This is a genomic window from Coleofasciculus sp., assembly GCF_046565525.1.
Taxonomy (GTDB): Bacteria; Cyanobacteriota; Cyanobacteriia; order Cyanobacteriales; family Coleofasciculaceae; genus Coleofasciculus.
The window spans coordinates 1-19,278 of sequence record NZ_JBKHUP010000127.1 but is presented as its reverse complement, the minus strand read 5'-3'; the positions used below and the strand labels follow the sequence as shown (position 1 = coordinate 19,278).

Here is a 19,278-nt window from a genome sequence, read left to right as displayed (position 1 = left end):
ATGGAGAATTTGTCAACGCCGATGCTAACGGTGCTGCCAATATCCTCCGCAAAGTAGAGATACAGCTAGGTCTTGATCTAGCCAAGGTCAGTAGGGCGTTTTTGACTGCGCCATCCAGAGTTCTCCTCTGGAACTCTAAGAAGATAAAACTTTCATGACGCGGCTTTAGCCCGTCCCGCAGTATCCTCTTAGAATCCCCCGCGTTTCAACCGGGGGAGAAGTCAACCACTCGCTTTAACAGCACCGCTTGAGAATCAGCTAACTCAAAGCAGCGCAAATCTGCCAAGGGATCGCCACTATCCAAACCCGGAGACGCGATCGCGACTTGCCATTCACTCATATCCAATTGCAGCCAGTCTCCCACGGTAACCGTCATCGGTTCTCCACCCATGTGCGCTACCATGGCGATTTGTTCCTCATGATCATCAGGATTACTGCGAACCCCATAATAAACCGTCCGTTCCTCATCAGAGATTTTATTGAATCGATCAATTCCGGCTAAATTGTGAGCTAACCAAGGATGAGCATGGCGGAAACGACGCAGGTTAAGGTTATACTCAGTTCTTGCTTGATCAAGCTTGTCCTCATAGTGGGAGACATTACACAGTTCATAACAGTCTTCCATAAACATCAAAGCAAATGCCTTGAGCTTTTCAATGGTTAACCCTTTCAAGAAACTCACCATTTCTGGTTTATTCAACTTTTTGAGCGGCTCAATATCACACTGATCCGTATTTTCTCCCAAACAAAACTGGCAAGCTTGAACCACTTCGGCTAGATTATAGTCCTTTTCAAGCATGGCAACTTGCAGCGCCCTGCCAAACTCCCGCAATTCCTCTAGCTGGCTAAATCCCAAAGACTTCAACCGACTAAAACTCTCTGGTGTCTCATAGAGTTCTGGCGTCACTTGCCAATCCAAGAACCCAATTTCCTCAGAAACCACCTTGACACCATAGCGTTCATCGGTATTGCGGAAAAACATCCAAGGGGCGTGCATTGTCGCATTGATAAAGTCCATGGGTAACCCCGGACTAAACCCATACACCCAAAGCGTTACCGCCGGGTTATCATAAGCATTTTTTAACACCTCTGGCAACGTAGTGCCTAAATTCCAATTAATTGGAGCCTCTAGGGGGATTTGATTGCCTCGCCGCACGGTATCATGATTCCCACAACCGGTGATCCAATGATCACCTTCAAAGATCACCTCACAAACCCGGCGCCATTTGCGATCCCAAAATTTTTCTAAGGCTGGGGTGTTATGGGCAAAAATCAGGGGTCCCCATTGGTAGGAGTCTGGTTTAAGATGAATTAATTCACGATAGGTCGAGATCTCTTCCCACCCTTCAGCGGGCCAGGGACGACCATCTTCAAAAATGGTGAATAATAGTCGTTGATGCCCCTCAATATCCTGAACCACATCACTCATCGCCAGCAGATAGGCGTCATCATATTCCACCAGTCCAGACAAAGGATTAAAGAAGCGGAAATCCTGACCCCCATCAATGCGAATCCCATCGGCTCCCGTGTTAATTTTACGCCGCTGCATTTCCAAAAAGATCGCCCGTACTGTGGGTAACTGGTGGTTTAAGTCTTGACCGTACATATTCGGTCCTTTGAGAAACTGGCGATGCAGGAGTAACTCCGATTGGTTATCTGCATGACCATAAACGAGGTCATAGATAATTTGAATCGGACCTGTGGGAAAATTATGCAGGGTAGCGATAAAGTCTACCAATTCATCGGGACGCAAGCTACCCAAAAGCGCTGCATTTGTAGCACTCGATCCCAAAATTGGTACGTCATAACCCCAATCCTGGGTATGGGGTTTTCTCAGTTTAATTTGCAGATCATCTCCCTCTTCAGCCGTACAGACAAAAAATTCACTTTCTGGACTGTATTCATCTCGATACTCAATCGTGGGTTCCATGGGGAGTAGCTGAATGGCATTATAACCCACATAGTTTTCTTCGGCTGGGGTTAAGGGGAGATGTCCGGCTAATTTACTAGCAATTTGGCGATAAACACGGGTTAACCCTTCAACTGTTCCCTCTTTAGAGGCTGTGCCAACATGTAGCTGTAAAATGTTCCGAGGTGCTGGGACGCGAGGAAGGGCTAGGGGATCAGACTGGACACTGGTGGCTTTGAAGTAATCGAGATCGGCTCGTTGTTGCTGTAAACTTGCTATGTCATACAGTTCAGCCGGTCCGAACACGCCGTAGGGCATCGAATAGGGAATCGTATCCCGAATCGCTTGTAGTTTCCCTTGCTGATCGACAAAGCGCAGCCAGTAAAACGATCCCATTTGCTCCCGGTTTCCGGGGCACATCCCGGCGACGACACCCCAATGGTATTCACCTTCTTGTTGTAAGAATAAGCGATCGCGGCGAAATGTGACGGTTTGCTCAGCCGCCCGACAATCAATCGGAGCAAGGGGGGTTAAGACTTCCAGATAGATTTCCATCTTCCGCATCACCTGCGCTAATAACCGGGGTGTCCAGAAGCCAATTTCGGTTAACCCATCGGGACGGTAATGCGCCCCCAAGCGTTTGGCTATGACTTGAGCTTTTTCAAAATAGGTGGCGTCTGAATGCTCAATAGTCGCCGCCCAATCTACTAGTTCTTTGGTGGCATCTTCAACCAATCGGATGGAAGGTTTAGTATCAACTTTCACAATAACTTTTCTCGCAACCACTACCCAATGCTGTACGGGTGACTGAATCCTGACTTTCGGGATCGATATACCTGTACGGCAATTCCTGTCAAGTTTAACAGCCCCATAGCTTCTTTGAGAGTAAAACAATTTTCCAGTTGATCCCAACACTCTCAAGGATGAAATCGACTCCACCCATTAAGGTATGATTTTGATACAGCCGCGACAAATTAATTGTCCTGGAGTTAGAGTTATTTCTTTTAGATCAACCTCTGAGCCTAAATCAATCGTGAAATGTTCTAACGTTATCGGAGGCTGTTGAGCGTTAATTTGAATCTGGAGGGGGTGGAGTCGCAGTTGTTGAGGTGTCGCCAGTTGAATGCCCGCATTAATCACAATGGAGGTTTCTCTCGTCGGATGGTGCATCAGTGTTCCCTTGAGGGTTAGTCGCTCCCCATCAAGGGTAATCTGCTGCCAGTTCATTTTAGACTCACCCAGGGGTGGATACTGATCCGGTCGATTATAAGATTTAATAAATGTATTCAGTAAATCCGTTAAAGCATTTGATAATAAAGGAGCGCCCAGAGACGCTTGCAGGTCATTCTCTTGCAGTACGAGTTGACCCGCGACTGGTAAAGGTTCTAGGAGGCGTAGAGGTTTGCCTTTAAACACCTGAGTGAGATTGAAGCGAATATTGGTACCATCTAGCTGGAGCTGCGACAGGTGTAATCCTTGATAGACAGCACGACGAGCCGCAATAGACACCGTGGGAATGTGTCCCCGAAGAATTTCGCGATCGCGACCCATCAGCTTAAAGTGCAGTGTCTCCACGGTCTCCACCTGCGATCGCAGCCATAACTGTACCGCAGGTGACACCACCGTACTGATCATCCGGCTGCCTTTGTCTGTTCCAGCTTGTGATTTATTCACGCCCATTGCCAAAAATTCCGGGTCAATCCTGTATTCTGACACAACTGTGGTATAACTCGAACCGGGCAATGAGCGGGTGAAAAAACTGAATGCTTGCAATTATCCCCATTCTTGTAATATTTGTACATAGTCTATTCTGGTCAGTGCCAGGAGCAGACGTATCCCTCCAGCAACCTTAAAGCAGGAGATGTTCAAACAAAACCCCTGCCGGAGCTGGAAAAATTACCATAGGGATGGAGATCGACTCTTGACCAGCACAGTCTGGGTCTAGACGCACTAGCTTACACAGGTAGTCAAGCCATGGAGGAAAGATTACAAAAAATTCTTTCGCAGTGGGGTATTGCCTCACGTCGTCAAGCTGAGAAAATGATCATAGCCGGACAAGTTCGGCTAAATGGCACTGTGGTGCAGTTAGGACAAAAAGCTAATCCGGAAACGGATTTGATCGAAGTTAATGGTCAACATCTCAAACCGAGTAATCGTCCTCATGCCATTTATCTTTTGCTCAATAAACCCGTGGGTATAATCTCTACTTGTCGCAATGATCGGGCGTGTAATCCGAAACGTAAAACAGTTCTTGATTTACTCCCCAGAACCATTAGAGAAGGTCAGGGAATCCATCCAGTGGGACGGCTGGACATGGACTCTACAGGAGCATTACTTCTTACCAATGACGGAACGCTCACCAATGAACTAACTCATCCTCGCCATCACGTTCCCAAGACATACCAGGTTTGGGTCAAGGGTCATCCCTCTGAATCAATCCTCTCAGCTTGGCGTCAGGGTGTGGACTTATCGGGTAGAACCACTTTACCTGCTCAAGTTCGAGTCCTTAAGCAGCAACAGTCAAAAACACTTCTTAAAATTGTCTTGACAGAAGGAAGAAACCGTCAAATTCGTCGAGTTGCTGACCTGCTAGGCTATCCAGTAATCCATCTGCACCGCACGGCAATTGGTCCGATTCAATTACAACGACCAGGTGAACCAATACTGCTCAGTGGGCACTACCGTTATCTTGAAGAATTTGAAATTAGCTTCCTCCACAACCGAGTTCACTAACCACTACTAAAACGTGCCAGCAGATATCAAGGAGTACCGTGTATGAAGGAGAATACGAGGAATTTGCAGCAGGAACAAGTTGAGAAGCTAGAAGTTCTAGGCGCCCGCCTGCGCCAGTGTCGGCTTGAGAAGTCGATTACCTTAGAGGAAGTGGCAGCTCAAACACGGATTCAGGCACGGCTTTTACAGGCGATTGAAGAAGGCAGGCTTGACCTGTTGCCAGAACCCGTCTACATTCAAGGCTTTCTCCGGCGATTTGCCGAAGCCCTGGAACTCGACGGCGCCGAATTTGCCCGTGCTTTTCCAGCCGGTGCGGGTGTCGTGTTGATGAAACCCCGCTGGCAATATTTACCCGCCGCTCAATTGCGACCGCTTCATCTCTACCTGTTCTATATTCTGTTGGTGATTAGTTCGGTTAGTGGTTTATCGTACATTCTGAATCGCTCGGCAGTCCAAGTGATTGAAGTTGAAAATATCCCTTCTGCCCAGCAGTTCCCTACACCGAAAAATACACAACCCATACCACCTAAACAGTCACTCGATGCTAGCCAATCGGCGCAAGTCAGTCATGCTAGCCAAGATGGCAAACCGGTGCAGGTGGGTGTCACCCTGAAGGCTCAGTCTTGGATTCGAGTCGTTGTGGATGGTAAAACCGAATTTGAAGGCGTCTTGCCCGAAGGAACCCAGCGGACTTGGGTGGCGGATGAACAACTGATTGTCCGGGCGGGTAATGCCGGAGGCGTCCTAGTGGAGTTTAATGACCAAAGTGCTAAACAAATGGGCGCCCCCGGTGCGGTTGAGGAAATGACCTTTGCGGCTAATCCTCGCTCTTGACATCAAGACCCATTAGGTGTCCGACCATAAGTATAAGTCAGGGTTTTGATGCGATCGCGCAGTTGCTCGGTTAATGCCTCGGCTCGATAGCGCCATTGCCAGTTTCCCTCGGATGTACTGGGACGGTTCATCTGAGCATCTGCACCCAAACCCAAGAAATCTTGCAAGGGAATCATGGCGAGATTAGCGACACTGCTGTAGGCTAACCGGATTAAATCCCAATGGATGCCTTGGGAACTTAACTCCCCTAAGTAACGAATCACATTTTCTTGTTCATCGTCACCAAGCTGTTTAAACCAGCCGATTGTCGTGTTATTATCATGAGTCCCGGTATAAATCAGACAGTTTCGCTCCAAATTAAAGGGTAAGTAAAAATTATCTGGCTCTCCACTAAAGGCAAAATGCAAAATCTTCATCCCCGGAAACCCAAATTGATCCCGCAATGCTTCAACTTCTGGCGTAATCAAGCCTAGATCTTCAGCAATAATCGGCAACCCTTCTAATTCTCGCTTGAGAACTTTGAAAAATTTAGCTCCAGGTCCTTTGACCCAGCGCCCATTCATGGCAGTTTCTTCACCTTGGGACACCTCCCAATAGGCTTCAAATCCGCGAAAATGATCAATTCGCAGCACATCGACGTACTCAAACATCATCTTCAGACGCTTGATCCACCACTGATAGTTATTTTTTTCCATCAGTTCCCACTCGTAAATCGGGTTCCCCCACAATTGACCCGTTTCACTGAAATAGTCGGGGGGAACACCCGCCATTAGAGAGGCTTCGCCCGTTTCCTCATCAATGGCAAACAGTTCTCGGTTTGACCAGACATCGGCGCTATTATGGGCGACATAAATCGGGATATCCCCAATGATCTGGATATTGCGGTCATTGGCATACTGCTTCAACCACGACCACTGGCGGAAAAATTCAAACTGGAGGTACTTTTGGTAATAAATGCGATCACTTAACCGTTCTCGCCACTTCTTCACCGCCTCCGGTTCGGCTTTGGCAATGTCTGGCTCCCACAAATGCCAACTGGCATCGTCAAAGGTGTTGTGGAGTGCCATAAATAAGGCATAATCATCTAACCAGTAGGCGTGACGCTGACAAAATTTATCAAATTCATCCTGTTGTTCCGATGACACTTCCCGCTTAAAGCGATCGCAGGCTTTGAGCAGTAGCGATTTTTTCAGGGAAGCGACTCGCTCAAAATCGATAGAATCCGGGGTAAACTCGGGCAGATGAGCGAGATCTTCATCCGTTAGTAGCCCCTTCATTTGGAGTTGTTCTGGGCTAATCAGCATCGGATTTCCCGCCATGGCTGAGTAAGACATATAGGGCGAGTTACCGAACCCCGTGGGTCCAACGGGCAAGATCTGCCAAAATCGCTGATCACTACCCGCCAAAAAATCAATAAATTGGTAAGCCTGTGACCCTAAGTCACCAATTCCATAAGGACTGGGGAAGCAAGTGGGATGTAGCAAAATACCACTCGATCTAGGAATCTGCATAGAAATAGACCATAGTACAGCAAAACAAGTCCTATCGACATTAGCACGCTAGGCAGGCGTTAAAAAAGAGCCTTCGTGGTAGATTTGAGTCTGCCAATAGAGGTATTCTGAAAATAACTTACCGGAAAATTGGGTCTAAAGCCTCGTTCTTCTAGGACGACTTTGTGTTAAAATTAACTTCGAGGAAAGGGTGTTTAACCTCTATAAAAACCCAGAGCCGAGAGGCATCGCACCTTGAAAACTAGGCTATTCGGGTTCTGTACAGGAATGCTTGTACAGGTAAAAAGTCTAAGCCCCAAGTACCAGAAAACACATTTTTTCTTGTTTTCAATAGTACGGTAGGGCATATCGTAACTAGCTTCTGCAATGGAGCAAAACGCTTCTGGAGAGATCCTCCTCTGGTATGAAATAGAACCCCTGTTTCATAGTAAGAGCGCTCGATGAAAGAAGAATCCTCATGCCTTTAGGCTGAGGAGTGTCAACCACCGCGATCGCTACCCGTTACATAAACTTGACTTGTGACTTACCGAAATCCCTTTCCCACAGTCGATATCATTGTCGAACTCATAGATCGACCCTCCCGACCAATTATTCTCATCGAACGCCAAAACCCACCCCTCGGCTGGGCAATTCCTGGTGGCTTTGTCGATTATGGGGAATCGGTGGAAACAGCGGCGGTTCGAGAAGCCAAAGAAGAGATTGGCTTACAGGTTGAGTTAATTGAGCAGTTTCACGTCTATTCGGCGCCTGATCGCGATCCACGTAAGCATACCCTCAGTATTGTGTTTCTCGCTACCGCCACGGGCGAACCCCAAGCCGCTGATGATGCCAAAAATCTGGATATTTTCAATTTATGGGATATTCCCTCGAATCTTTGCTTCGATCATGACCAGATTTTGCGGGATTACCGACGTTACCGCCATTATGGGGTGCGTCCTCATCATTGATTGAAGGATGAAGCAGGGGAAGCAGGGAATGTAGGGGCGGGTTTTACAGATAACTTATGGCAACAACTGATAACTTAAATAAACCCGCCCTTCTAGGGAAGCAGGGGAAGCAGGAGTAGGGTGGGCATTGCCCACAAGAAATGCTTATGGCGAAGACAGCGCAACTACAAACATTAGTGTAAACTACCCGCCACCAAGCTGAGTACAGCTATGGTGGGGGCTTTTAAAAAAGCCCAGAGTTTACCAGGCTGAGTGTTAATTCACTACGTTACGAAAATCAAGATACCTAAGAATGCGTAGCCAGTTTTTAGCTCTATCGTTTGCGATTAAACAGACATATCGGGTCGAAGTCAGTGTCGTAAACCCAACAAGCTTTCGTAACATTGCCAAGGCTAACATTACCCGCAAGGAGACTCACTCGTGAGTAAAGTTTTTGTCTTAGACACCAACAAACAGCCTCTCAATCCCATCCATCCAGGAAGGGCAAGAATACTGTTGTCTCAGGGGAAAGCTGGGGTTTTCCGACACTACCCCTTTACTTTGATACTTAAACAGGAGGTGTCAAACCCCAAAATTGAACCACTCCGAGTCAAAATCGACCCCGGAGCGAAAACTACTGGACTAGCATTAGTCAACGACACTACAGGCGAAGTGGTTTGGGTAGCCGAGTTGCAGCATCGTGGGTTTCAAATTCGGGAGTCTTTGACTTCACGTCGTCAGTTACGACGCTCACGCCGTAACCGCAAAACCCGTTATCGTAAACCTCGTTTCCTTAACCGCACCCGTCTAAAAGGTTGGTTGCCACCATCTTTAAGTAGTCGTGCTGCCAACATCCTGACTTGGGTCAAGCGCCTATCATCACTGTGTCAAATTACCACCATCTCTGAAGAACTGGTCAGGTTTGATACTCAGCAGATGCAGGATGCTGAAATTAGCGGAATTGGCTACCAGCAAGGTACACTCTTCGGTTACGAAATCCGTGAGTTCTTACTCGAAAAATGGAATAGAACCTGTGCCTACTGCGGGGCAAAAGACACCAAGCTGGAAATAGAGCATATTCAGCCTCGCTCAAAAGGAGGTTCTAACCGTATCAGCAACCTGTGTTTAGCCTGTACACCCTGCAATCAGAAAAAGGGCAACCAGGATATCAGGGACTTCCTCAAAGGCAAACCTGACCGGCTTAAAGGAATTTTGGCACAAGCTAAAAGACCTCTAGCTGATACGGCGGCGGTTAATGCAACCCGATGGAATCTGTACGAAAACCTCAAGAAAACGGGCTTACCTGTTGAGGTTGGTACTGGTGGTCGCACCAAATACAACAGAACCATTCGAGGACTGGACAAAACCCACTATTGGGATGCTGCTTGTGTAGGGGCATCAACCCCAGAGCAGTTAATCACATCAGGTGTTAATCCGTTGCTAATTGCTGCCAAAGGTCACGGAACCCGTCAGCAATGCCGCACCAACAAATTTGGATTCCCGATTCGTTATTGCAACAGAACAAAATTCCACAAAGGCTTTCAGACAGGTGACATCGTTAAAGCGATTGTCACTTCTGGGAAAAAGGTTGGGACTTACGTTGGTCGAGTAGCCACTCGTGCCACTGGAAGTTTCAATATCTCAACACCTGATGGACTGGTTCAGGGCATCAGTCACAGATACTGCAAACATATTCACAAAAAAGATGGATATTCATACATACAGTGATTTGGATATTTTAGGGGGATTGACCCCCATAAAATATCCCCCGTTTCCTCCCGCAGTTAACCTGAAGGGTATAACGGGGGTTTCCACGGGGGAAGAAAGATGAATGCGATCGCACAAACTCTAACACCTATTGTGGGCGACTCTGGCATCTACCAGGGGGATAATCTACCCCCGATATGGCAAGAGCGAATCCAGAAGGCTTACGGCGGGGAAACCCTTACTAGCACTCTAGTATGTCCTAGCACTGTCCAACAGCTTTGTCAGGTGATCGAATGCGCCAACACCAATAACTGGCGGGTTCTCCCCTGTGGGAACGGTAGCAAATTGGCGTGGGCGGGTGTAGGTAAACCGATTGACCTGGTGATTAGTACCCAAAACCTGAATCAGGTGATTGATCATGCGGTGGGTGACTTAACAGTAACAGCGCAAACGGGTGTGAAGTTAGCAGATTTACAGCCAATACTGCTGAAAACCAATCAATTTTTGCCTCTAGAACCCGCCTACCCGGAAGCCGCCACCCTGGGTGGAATTATTTCAACCGCTGATAGTGGCTCATGGCGACAACGCTATGGTGGGGTTCGGGATATGCTCTTGGGGGTTTCCTTTGTCCGCAGTGATGGACAACTCGCCAAAGCCGGGGGACGAGTGGTGAAAAATGTGGCAGGTTATGACTTGATGAAACTGTTTACGGGGGCGTATGGCACCCTAGGAATTTTAACAGAAGTGACGTTTCGCTTGTATCCGGTACAAGAAGCATCAGGGACACTCGTGCTGGCGGGAGACGCTGACGCGATCGCATCAACTACCAAAACCCTACTCGCGTCCGCCCTAACGCCTACAGCCGCCGACTTACTCTCGCCTGAATTGGTGAAACAATTAGGTATCGGTCAAGGGATGGGCTTGATGGTTCGCTTCCAAAGCGTTACTGAAAGTGTACAGGAACAGTCCTCCCGTTTGCTAGAGGTTGGGCAGCAGTTGGGATTACCAGGCACACTTTATCAGGATAATGATGAAGCTCATCTATGGCAATCATTGCCAGAACAAATCTGGGGAATGCCCCAATCCACCGCGATTACTTGCAAAATAGGAGTAGTACCAACGGCGGCAGTAATGACTTTAACTGTACTCGATACCCTAACCTCTGGAACGGGATTGGGGCTGATCCATGTTGGCAGCGGCTTAGGAAAATTGCGGCTTAAACCTGAAACGGTGAAACCAGAGACAATTTTAAAGATGCGAGAGCATTGCCAATCCCACAGCGGTTTTTTGACGGTACTAGAGGCTCCAATTAGTTTGAAGCAACAGCTTGATGTTTGGGGATACAGTGGCAACGCTTTAGATATTATGCGCCAAATTAAACAGAAGTTTGATCCGAAAACTATTTTAAGTCCTAATCGATTTGTGGGAGATATTTGAAAGAAGGCACAGGAGCAGATTTGACCCTTCACAACCTTCGATAGAACCTGATTTTTACGAATGTAAGGGCGGGTTTCACTATTATCTTTTCTTTTGCACCCGGATGTGACTAAACCCGCCCAGACCGACCATGGCACGTCTGGAACATTCAATATTAGCTATTAGTTTTGTACATCTACCTAAAAAAATATGCAAACGGACTTTAAATTTCCCACACCAGATTCTGTTAAAGAAAGCGCAGAAACTACACCGTTAGAAACGGAACAAAATGAATCTCAATCCCCTGGTTTTGATGCCAAAAATCCGCCTAAACAAGCCTTAATCGATACTTGTGTTCACTGCGGATTTTGCCTCTCTACTTGCCCCAGTTACCGAGTGATTGGCAAAGAAATGGATTCGCCGAGGGGACGGATTTATTTGATGGATGCGATTAACAACGGTGAAGCACCATTAGCAGAGGCGACGACGCAACATTTTGATTCCTGTTTAGGCTGTTTGGCTTGTGTGACTACCTGTCCCTCTGGGGTACAGTATGATAAGTTAATTTCAGCGACACGGCATCAGGTAGAACGAAATCAGCCTCGGAGTTTATCTGATCGGATGATTAGAGCGCTAATCTTTAATCTGTTTCCTTATCCGAGACGCCTGCGCCCCTTCCTGGCGCCACTTTATCTGTATCAAAAATTGGGTTTACAGAAGCTAGTCCAGTCTACGGGGTTGCTAAAGCAGATATTCCCCCGTTTAGCGGCAATGGATTCAATTTTACCGCAAATTACTTTAAAGTCCTTTCAGGATAACTTCCCTGATGTGATTCCAGCGCAAGGGGAAACGCGGTATCGAGTTGGTGTGATTTTGGGTTGTGTACAGCGGCTATTTTTCTCTCCGGTTAATGAAGCGACGGTGCGGGTATTAACGGCGAATGGTTGTGACGTTGTGATTCCCAAAACTCAAGGGTGTTGTGCCGCATTACCCGAACATCAGGGACAAACAGAACAAGCTAAAGCCTTGGCGCGACAGATGATTGATAGTTTTGAGGGGACGGGTGTTGATTATGTGATTATAAATGCCGCAGGCTGTGGTCATACGTTGAAGGAATATGGGCATATTTTAGAAGATGATCCAGCTTATTGCCAGAAGGCGCAAGACTTTGCGGGGAAGGTGAGAGACGTGCAGCAATTTTTAGCTGAGGTAGGGTTGACGGCTAAATTGTCACCTCTGACAGATAAGCCTTTGACAATGGTGTATCAGGATGCTTGTCATTTGTTACATGGGCAAAAGATTTCCCTACAACCGCGTCAGTTATTGCGGAAAATTCCGGGGGTAACATTACGCGAACCCATCGATGCGGCGCTGTGTTGTGGTAGTGCGGGGGTTTATAATATGCTGCAACCAGAAGTAGCCGATGAGTTGGGACAGCAAAAGGTTGAGAATTTGTTGAATACTGGGGCGGAGTTAATTGCGTCATCGAATCCGGGGTGTTCGCTGCAAATTAAGAAGCATTTAAACTTGCAGGAGAAGGAGATGCTTTTGATGCATCCGATGGAGTTGTTGGATTATTCCATTCGGGGGGAAAAGTTGGAAATTGGTGATAGGTGATGGGGGAAACGGGAATCGAAGTAGGGGCGCACCGACGTCATTGGTGTCAACTTAAGCGCTAAAAGCAGGGGTTGTTCCAGACGTGCCATGGCACGTCTGGGAGCTGGGGGAGCATTAGCGTGTAGGATGGTATACAGCATTTTCTACAATGCTGTAGCAGGATGTCATTAATGCCATACCTCACTCAAACCCAAGATATTGACCGTGCGATCGCAAGCTGCACTCAAGCCTCTATCCTATGGTTAGATACGGAAGTCGCTGACTACAAAACCGATACGCCCCAATTGTCTTTAATTCAAGTCTTGGCGGATGGGAATGAGTTCACGGGTGAGTGTGTCTCGATTCTCGATGTGCTATACCAGCCAGAACTCGCCGATGAGTTTATAGCTAAAATTATGTACAATCCGGCGATAGAGAAAGTCTTTCACAACGCCAGCTATGACCGGAAATTTTTGGGTAAACGCAAGGCAAAAAATGTCACCTGTACCCTAGAACTGGCGAAAACGATTCCCTACTATCGCCTCCCTGTCCCCAATTATCAGCTTAAAACTTTAACTGAATATTTTGGGATATGTCCCCATGTGGATAAAACGGAACAAACAGGCGACTGGAGGAAACGTCCCCTCTCACCCCGCCAACTCGATTACGCGGCTAAGGATGTCGTCTATATGGCTCAGGTTCACCGTCATTTGTTAGAGCTGGCTCAACCTGACCCCGCCACGGAAGATATTGAAGCCCTAACCCTACGATATCGACAAATCGAGCATCGCTGGAAGCAACTGGATACGGAAATTCAACAAATTAAGGAACGGCTGAAAGCGGCGATGCAGGCGCAAAAGGTGCAAAACGTCAATGGCTTTCGCTTATCCAGTCAAAATCGCACCAGCAAAAAAGTAGCCTTTCATCAATTGGCACAAGTGACCCAAAAACTGGGTATTGAGTTAGATTTATCGGTGCAATTGACTAAATCTCTACAAGAGAAGTTAGGGGAGGTCATGGAGGAATTACCTGTAGAAGAAGAGAATAATAAGATTTGGCGACTCTCGATTACTCCACCGGAGGATGAAGACTTGCCATTTTGATTGCCATGTTTATAGACGCTGCAAAAGCACGTCTGGTACATGAGTTTCTAGGTAGCGGTACTAGAGGACTCGGATCAATCCGTGGCGTACCCCATAAATTAAACGGGTAATAGCATCTTCAGCCTCAGGACTCAATGCATCTTCTAACGGCGCTGTCATTAACTCATACCACTCCGAAAAGCTAATTTGTCCCGTTTGCATGGTTTCGGCAAATAATAAGGCTAAATGAGATGAGCTGTGGCTGACATACCGCCATTGTATTTTTTCTGCTACTATCATAAAATTACCGAAATCTAAAAATATTCTTAAGTTACACCAAGATCTTAATCAAAAATTTAGATTTTGTCTCTAAAAATGGGGAACAAAGCCTAAATTTTTGAGTAAATAATTGTAACAAGCACAAAAATTTTGTGGCTGAGGGTTCGACGACTGAACCGATGTTCTAGAAACGAATACCCGGTTGTGTTCAAACGCTAAAGCGATCGCGCAAGAAGCAGCTTATACTATCGTTGACGACCCTGGCTGACCTGACTTGGGCTAAAAACGATGACCATCGAATTATTACGCCATTTTTATAAGGCGACTGATCCGGGGAAGCCTCTGCTTGCTCAAGACCCAGAGGATCAGAAGCTTTATATCGATTTCTCGGAAGTACGCGGCGGTAAGATTATTGAGGAGCTTAAGGGTAATATTACCTTCTTCTCGCCCGATAGTCCCACCTGTTCCCTATTTACCGGACATATTGGCTGTGGGAAGTCCACCGAGTTATTGCGACTCAAGCTGGAATTGGAACAAGAGGGTTTCCATCTGGTGTATTTTGAGTCCTCCCAAGACTTGGAAATGGCGGATGTTGATATTGGGGAAGTGCTTCTTGCGATCGCACGCCAGGTTAGTCAAAGTTTAACCCATATTGCCCTGGTTGAACCCCGGAAGCTGAAAGAGTTTCTGGCTGGGGCATTGGAGGTGTTAAACTCTGAGGTGACAGGGATAAAGTTGAAGATTCCGGGACTGAAGCTACTGGGGGACTCTCTGGGGGATGTAGGGATGGCGTCAGACGCCGATAAGTTTTCCCTCTATTTTGGCATTGGCGAAATTACCACCCGCACCAAAAGTGATGCGAGACTGCGAGAACGACTAAATCGGTATCTTGGACTACAGAAAAATCAGCTTGTGGATGCGATAAATCAGAAATTAATCGAACCTGCGATCGCGTCTCATCCAAGAGCTACAGGCTTTAACTTCTGTACAGATACGGGTGGTAGAAATTAAGGCATCAGAACGGACACTCTATGCCCGCATCCAGGCGGAATTAGGCGACGAGAAACCCGACGCGGCGATGGTACTGGGGTTGGAGGCGGTGGGAAATAGCCGACAGCTTTTGAGTGCTACCAATCAGGTGCGGGAGGAGTTTCGTAAGCATTTTTCCTTTCCCTTGGTACTGTGGATTAATGACCAAGGATTAAAGGATTTCTTGACTTATGCCCCAGATTTTGAAAGTTGGGGGATTAGTTCCCATTTTTTGATGCCTAGGCAGGAATTAATTGCGGTTTTAAAGGAAAATGTCGATAAGTTTTTTGCCGGGAGTTTACGCCTAAGTTTAGACCAATGTCGGGAAATTCACCAAGCGACGCAGGAATTGCCAGAGGCAGATTATCAAGGGAATCCAGAATTAGCCGCTACCGTGGAAACCTTACGCGGTGCGATTCAGGCGGGTCATCCAGTTAACCGAAATTTAGACCGGGCGTTAATTCATTATCAAAATAGTGCCGCCCTTTGGCAAGACTGTAATCAGGTAGAACGCCAGGGGAAACTGTTGCAGGAATTGGCAATAGGCTATTCCTTAAAAGCCGCGTCCATCGATGAGATAGAACATCCCGATTGGCAAGCCGCGCGGCAGTATGTACAGCAATGTTTCGCTGTCTTTGAAGCCGCCCAACGTCCCGATTTAGTCGCCAATTCCCTCTCTAGTTTAGGGCAGATTCTGAAACGGTTGGGGGAGTGGCAGGAATTACAACGGCGGACAGAACAAGCAGTTGCATACCACAAAAAAGCCAATCTGTCCAATAAATTAGCCGAAGATTATGGCTTATTAGCCCAAGTCGCCCTGGCACAAGCCAACTGGCAGAAGGCGCAGGACTTGGCGCAGCAGGCTTTGGATTGTTTAGCGGTAAGTTCAAGGGAGACTGACACCCCCTGGCAGATGGCATACGCCGAGAGTCAGTATCGGTTCACATTGGCACAGGCGTATTCTCAGCTAAATCAACCCCAAGCGGCGATTGAGAACTTAGAACGCGCCCAAATCGTAGGTAGTCCGGAGTATAACACATCCCTTTATCTGGACATTCTTAGTCAGTTGCAGCAGAGTTATTTTCAGCAACGGCGCTATGTTCAGGCTTTTGAGATTAAACTGAACCGACAATCGATAGAACAGCAGTATGGCTTACGGGCATTTGTCGGCGCGGCGTGGATACAGCCGCAACGGGAGGCAAAGCTAGCACCGACGGCGGGAAGTCCAGCCTATTCTCAGCCAGGAGTTGGGGAGATGATTGCCCCCGAAATTGCCGCATCAGGGCGTCAGTTGGATGTGGAACGGTTAATTGAGCGGATTGGGCGGAATGACTGTAAGTTAATTGTGATTCATGGGCAATCTGGCGTAGGCAAAAGTTCCCTGGTGCAGGGGGGATTAGTGCCAGCCTTGAAGCAGAAGGTGATGGGTACGTCAGATACGTTACCGATAACGATGCGGGTGTATTCCCATTGGCAAGAGGAATTGACACAGTTATTGGCAGAGGCGTTGGCAGATAGGGAAGCAGACGCATCATTCGTAGGGGAATTCGTAGGGGCGAAGCATTTGCGCCCAGATGTCTCGGTTTTATGCCAAAATCCCAACGCAAATGCTTCGCCCAATCCCCATGAAGAAGATGGGGGAGAAATTTCCCAATCCCCAATCCCATACCTACAACACACAGAACGGTTGAATCTGCGGACGGTGCTGATTTTTGACCAATTTGAAGAATTTTTCTTTGTCTATCCCGACGCCAGGGAACGACGGCGCTTTTTTGAGTTTATCGGGCAATGTCTGAAGATTTCCCCTGTCAAAGTGGTTCTCTCCCTGCGGGAGGATTATTTGCACTATTTATTAGAGTGCAATTACCTGGACAGTATGAAGGTGATTGGTAATGATATTCTCAGTCGCAATATCCTCTATCGGTTAGGGAATTTTTCCGCAGCCGATACTCAATCAATCATTCAACGGCTGACGGAACGGTCGAGTTTTCATCTAGAAGCGGCATTAATTGAAGCATTGGTGCAGGATTTAGCCGGGGATGTGGGGGAAGTGCGCCCGATTGAATTGCAGGTGGTGGGGGCGCAACTGCAAACCGAGAAGATTACCCGATTAGCCGAATATCGCCAGTATGGGGAACAGGCGAAGGAAGTGTTAGTGCGGCGCTATTTAGATGAAGTCGTGGCAGATTGTGGGGAAGAGAATCAGCAGGCGGCGGAGTTGGTGCTGTATTTGTTGACGGATGAAAAGGGAACTCGCCCCCTGAAAACGCGGGCGGAAATTGAGCGGGATTTGCAGGCGTTGGCGGTGAATGTGAGGGCGGAGATGGGAGAATCGGATGAGGTTCAGACTTCTCCTCCCCGACACGAGGAGGGGATGGTGGGCATTGCCCACCCTACCACTGGTGCTTCCTTGGATTTGGTGTTACAAATATTCGTCAAATCTGGCTTAGTCTTACTATTACCGGAAAATCCTGAACAGCGGTATCAGTTAGTTCATGATTATTTCGCCGCGTTTATTCGCCAGCAGCAGGAACCGCGATTACAAGAACTAATCGCTGAATTGGAGAAGGAACGGAAACAGCGCCGACAAGCAGAAGCACAGCGTCAGTTAACCCAGGCAGAATTAGAACGCACCGAACAGGCGAGAGTGCGACTCAATCGCCAAGTACGCCGCGCCTTGGCAGGATTAGCCTTAACCGGAGTCATGGCGGGGGTGATTGTCGTATCCGTGAGCGGATGGGCAACATACACCGTGGGTGATGCGAAGTATCAGGTTAGCGCCGCCGAAAACAAAATTAAGCAAGCTGAAACGAAAAGTAAACAAGCCGAAACGAAAGCAAATCAGGCAGAGACACAAGTTAAACAAGCCCAGACGCAGTTAGGTACAGTTCAAACCCAGTTAGAAAAGGCTCAAACCAAAACCCAAGCCGCCGAAGCCAAACAGAAACAGGCAGAAGCCAAACGCCAAGCGGCACAGAAACAGGTGCAACTGGCACAGCAACAAATGCAAGCCGCCAATCAAAACCTGAAAACCGCCCAAGCGAAAGTAAATCAGGCACAGCAGCAATATGAAGCCGCCAATCAAGCCGCTGAAACTGCCCGGAAGAATGTAGAAAAGGCACGACGGGAACAAGCCCAATTACAGGAAAAAGTGCAATTAGCCGAAACTCGCCTGCAAGACGCTGAAGCGGCGCAACAAGCAGCTAAAGCCGCCCAGGAAGCCGCGCAAATCGCTCAGAAAGAAGCCCAGGAGGGAAACCGACTGGAACGAGAGGGGACGAATGCTATCAAAGAATTTGAATATCAACCGCTCAATGCCCTAATTTCTGCCATGGAAGCGGGACAAGATTTACAGAAAATCGTTAAAAATCGCCCCCTGAAAGACTATCCCGCCACTAGCCCTCTCCTGGCGTTGCAAACGATTCAAAATAATATCCAGGAGCGAGTTCACCTGAACGGGCATCAGGGTGGTGTCACCAGCGTCAATTTTAGCCCCGATGGGCAGCGGATAGTCACCGCCTCTGATGATAAAACCGCCCGGGTGTGGGATATCCAAGGCAACCAGATTACCCAACTTAAAGGGCATCAGAGTACTGTCTACAGCGCCAACTTTAGCCCCGATGGGCAGCGGATTGTCACCGCCTCTAGGGATACAACCGCCCGGGTGTGGGATATCCAGGGCAACCTGATTACCCAACTTAAGGGGTATCTGGATACTGTCACCAGCGCCAATTTCAGCCCCGATGGGCAGCAGATAGTTACCGCCTCTTGGGATAAAACCGCCCGGTTGTGGGATATCCAAGGCAACCAGATTACCGAACTTACCGGGCATCAGGGTACTGTCTACAGCGCCAATTTTAGCCCCGATGGACAGCGGATTGTCACTGCCTCTGAGGATAATACCGCCCGGGTGTGGGATATCCAGGGCAACCAGATTACCGAACTTACCGGGCATCAGGGTACTGTCTACAGCGCCAATTTTAGCCCGGATGGGCAGCGGATAGTTACCGCCTCTTGGGATAAAACCGCCCGGGTGTGGGATATCCAGGGCAACCTGATTACCGAACTTAAAGGGCATCAGAGTACTGTCAGAAGCGCCAATTTTAGCCCGGATGGGCAGCGGATAGTTACCGCCTCTGATGATAAAACCGCCCGGGTGTGGGATATCCAGGGCAACCAGATTACCGAACTTAAAGGGCATCAGAGTACTGTCAGAAGCGCCAATTTTAGCCCGGATGGGCAGCGGATAGTTACCG

12 protein-coding genes and 1 pseudogene are annotated in these 19,278 nt (G+C 47.9%); 9 read left to right on the top strand and 4 right to left on the bottom strand.

The features are described from left to right. Positions 1 to 205 precede the first annotated feature (205 nt). Positions 206 to 2,674 carry a glucosylglycerol hydrolase gene (gene gghA / locus ACLGGO_RS30600; protein WP_446422127.1) on the bottom strand — a complete coding sequence of 823 codons (2,469 nt, stop codon included), beginning with the start codon at positions 2,672 to 2,674 and terminating at the stop codon, positions 206 to 208. A 177-nt stretch (positions 2,675 to 2,851) separates the two neighbouring features. Further along, entirely contained in the window at positions 2,852 to 3,682 is an 831-nt protein-coding gene (locus ACLGGO_RS30595) for an LmeA family phospholipid-binding protein (RefSeq protein ID WP_446422126.1), read from the bottom strand. 201 nt (positions 3,683 to 3,883) lie between these two features. Here ACLGGO_RS30595 and ACLGGO_RS30590 point away from each other — a divergent pair, with 201 nt between their 5' ends. Together ACLGGO_RS30590 and ACLGGO_RS30585 are read left to right on the top strand one after the other, a co-directional pair. Continuing rightward, positions 3,884 to 4,642, top strand: a complete 759-nt coding sequence (locus ACLGGO_RS30590) for a pseudouridine synthase (protein WP_446338087.1) — start codon at positions 3,884 to 3,886, stop codon at positions 4,640 to 4,642. 42 nt (positions 4,643 to 4,684) lie between these two features. Next, a complete protein-coding gene (locus tag ACLGGO_RS30585; RefSeq protein ID WP_446422125.1) occupies positions 4,685 to 5,476 on the top strand; it encodes a helix-turn-helix domain-containing protein in 792 nt (263 codons plus the stop codon). A 2-nt stretch (positions 5,477 to 5,478) separates the two neighbouring features. Here the strand turns inward: ACLGGO_RS30585 and malQ are convergent, their stop codons facing one another. Beyond that, positions 5,479 to 6,987: a 4-alpha-glucanotransferase gene (gene malQ, locus ACLGGO_RS30580; RefSeq protein ID WP_446422124.1), complete on the bottom strand. Its 1,509-nt coding sequence runs from the start codon at positions 6,985 to 6,987 to the stop codon at positions 5,479 to 5,481. A gap of 518 nt (positions 6,988 to 7,505) precedes the next feature. Between malQ and ACLGGO_RS30575 the strand changes: the two genes are divergently transcribed. From ACLGGO_RS30575 to ACLGGO_RS30555, 5 genes are all read left to right on the top strand, one after another. Next, entirely contained in the window at positions 7,506 to 7,934 is a 429-nt protein-coding gene (locus ACLGGO_RS30575) for an NUDIX domain-containing protein (RefSeq protein WP_446422123.1), read from the top strand. Positions 7,935 to 8,354: 420 nt separating this feature from the next. Continuing rightward, positions 8,355 to 9,641, top strand: coding sequence for an RNA-guided endonuclease IscB (gene iscB / locus ACLGGO_RS30570; RefSeq protein WP_446338083.1), 1,287 nt, complete (start codon positions 8,355 to 8,357; stop codon positions 9,639 to 9,641). A 99-nt stretch (positions 9,642 to 9,740) separates the two neighbouring features. Then, complete coding sequence (locus ACLGGO_RS30565; RefSeq protein ID WP_446422122.1) at positions 9,741 to 11,057, top strand: FAD-binding oxidoreductase; 1,317 nt, start codon at positions 9,741 to 9,743, stop codon at positions 11,055 to 11,057. A gap of 189 nt (positions 11,058 to 11,246) precedes the next feature. Continuing rightward, positions 11,247 to 12,653 carry a (Fe-S)-binding protein gene (locus ACLGGO_RS30560; RefSeq protein ID WP_446422121.1) on the top strand — a complete coding sequence of 469 codons (1,407 nt, stop codon included), beginning with the start codon at positions 11,247 to 11,249 and terminating at the stop codon, positions 12,651 to 12,653. 170 nt (positions 12,654 to 12,823) lie between these two features. Continuing rightward, positions 12,824 to 13,735, top strand: a complete 912-nt coding sequence (locus tag ACLGGO_RS30555; RefSeq protein ID WP_446422120.1) for a ribonuclease D — start codon at positions 12,824 to 12,826, stop codon at positions 13,733 to 13,735. A gap of 60 nt (positions 13,736 to 13,795) precedes the next feature. On the opposite strand, the gene ACLGGO_RS30550 is transcribed toward ACLGGO_RS30555, so the two are convergent. Then, positions 13,796 to 14,014, bottom strand: a complete 219-nt coding sequence (locus ACLGGO_RS30550) for a hypothetical protein (protein WP_446360552.1) — start codon at positions 14,012 to 14,014, stop codon at positions 13,796 to 13,798. A gap of 267 nt (positions 14,015 to 14,281) precedes the next feature. On the opposite strand from ACLGGO_RS30550, the pseudogene ACLGGO_RS30545 reads away from it, so the two are divergent. Together ACLGGO_RS30545 and ACLGGO_RS30540 are read left to right on the top strand one after the other, a co-directional pair. Then, positions 14,282 to 14,947, top strand: a pseudogene (locus ACLGGO_RS30545) (ATP-binding protein); the annotation flags it as partial. Positions 14,948 to 14,990: 43 nt separating this feature from the next. Then, positions 14,991 to 19,278 (top strand): nSTAND1 domain-containing NTPase (locus tag ACLGGO_RS30540; protein ID WP_446422119.1); only part of this gene is annotated, 4,288 nt, incomplete at its 3' end.

What these genes read in the sequence shown, in the direction of transcription:
- ACLGGO_RS30590 (WP_446338087.1), top strand. Translation starts at nt 3,884, where the DNA reads ATGGAGGAAAGATTACAAAAAATTCTTTCGCAGTGGGGTATTGCCTCA.
- ACLGGO_RS30585 (WP_446422125.1), top strand. Translation starts at nt 4,685, where the DNA reads ATGAAGGAGAATACGAGGAATTTGCAGCAGGAACAAGTTGAGAAGCTA.
- malQ (WP_446422124.1), bottom strand. Translation starts at nt 6,987, where the DNA reads ATGCAGATTCCTAGATCGAGTGGTATTTTGCTACATCCCACTTGCTTC.
- ACLGGO_RS30565 (WP_446422122.1), top strand. Translation starts at nt 9,741, where the DNA reads ATGAATGCGATCGCACAAACTCTAACACCTATTGTGGGCGACTCTGGC.
- ACLGGO_RS30560 (WP_446422121.1), top strand. Translation starts at nt 11,247, where the DNA reads ATGCAAACGGACTTTAAATTTCCCACACCAGATTCTGTTAAAGAAAGC.
- ACLGGO_RS30555 (WP_446422120.1), top strand. Translation starts at nt 12,824, where the DNA reads ATGCCATACCTCACTCAAACCCAAGATATTGACCGTGCGATCGCAAGC.
- ACLGGO_RS30550 (WP_446360552.1), bottom strand. Translation starts at nt 14,014, where the DNA reads ATGATAGTAGCAGAAAAAATACAATGGCGGTATGTCAGCCACAGCTCA.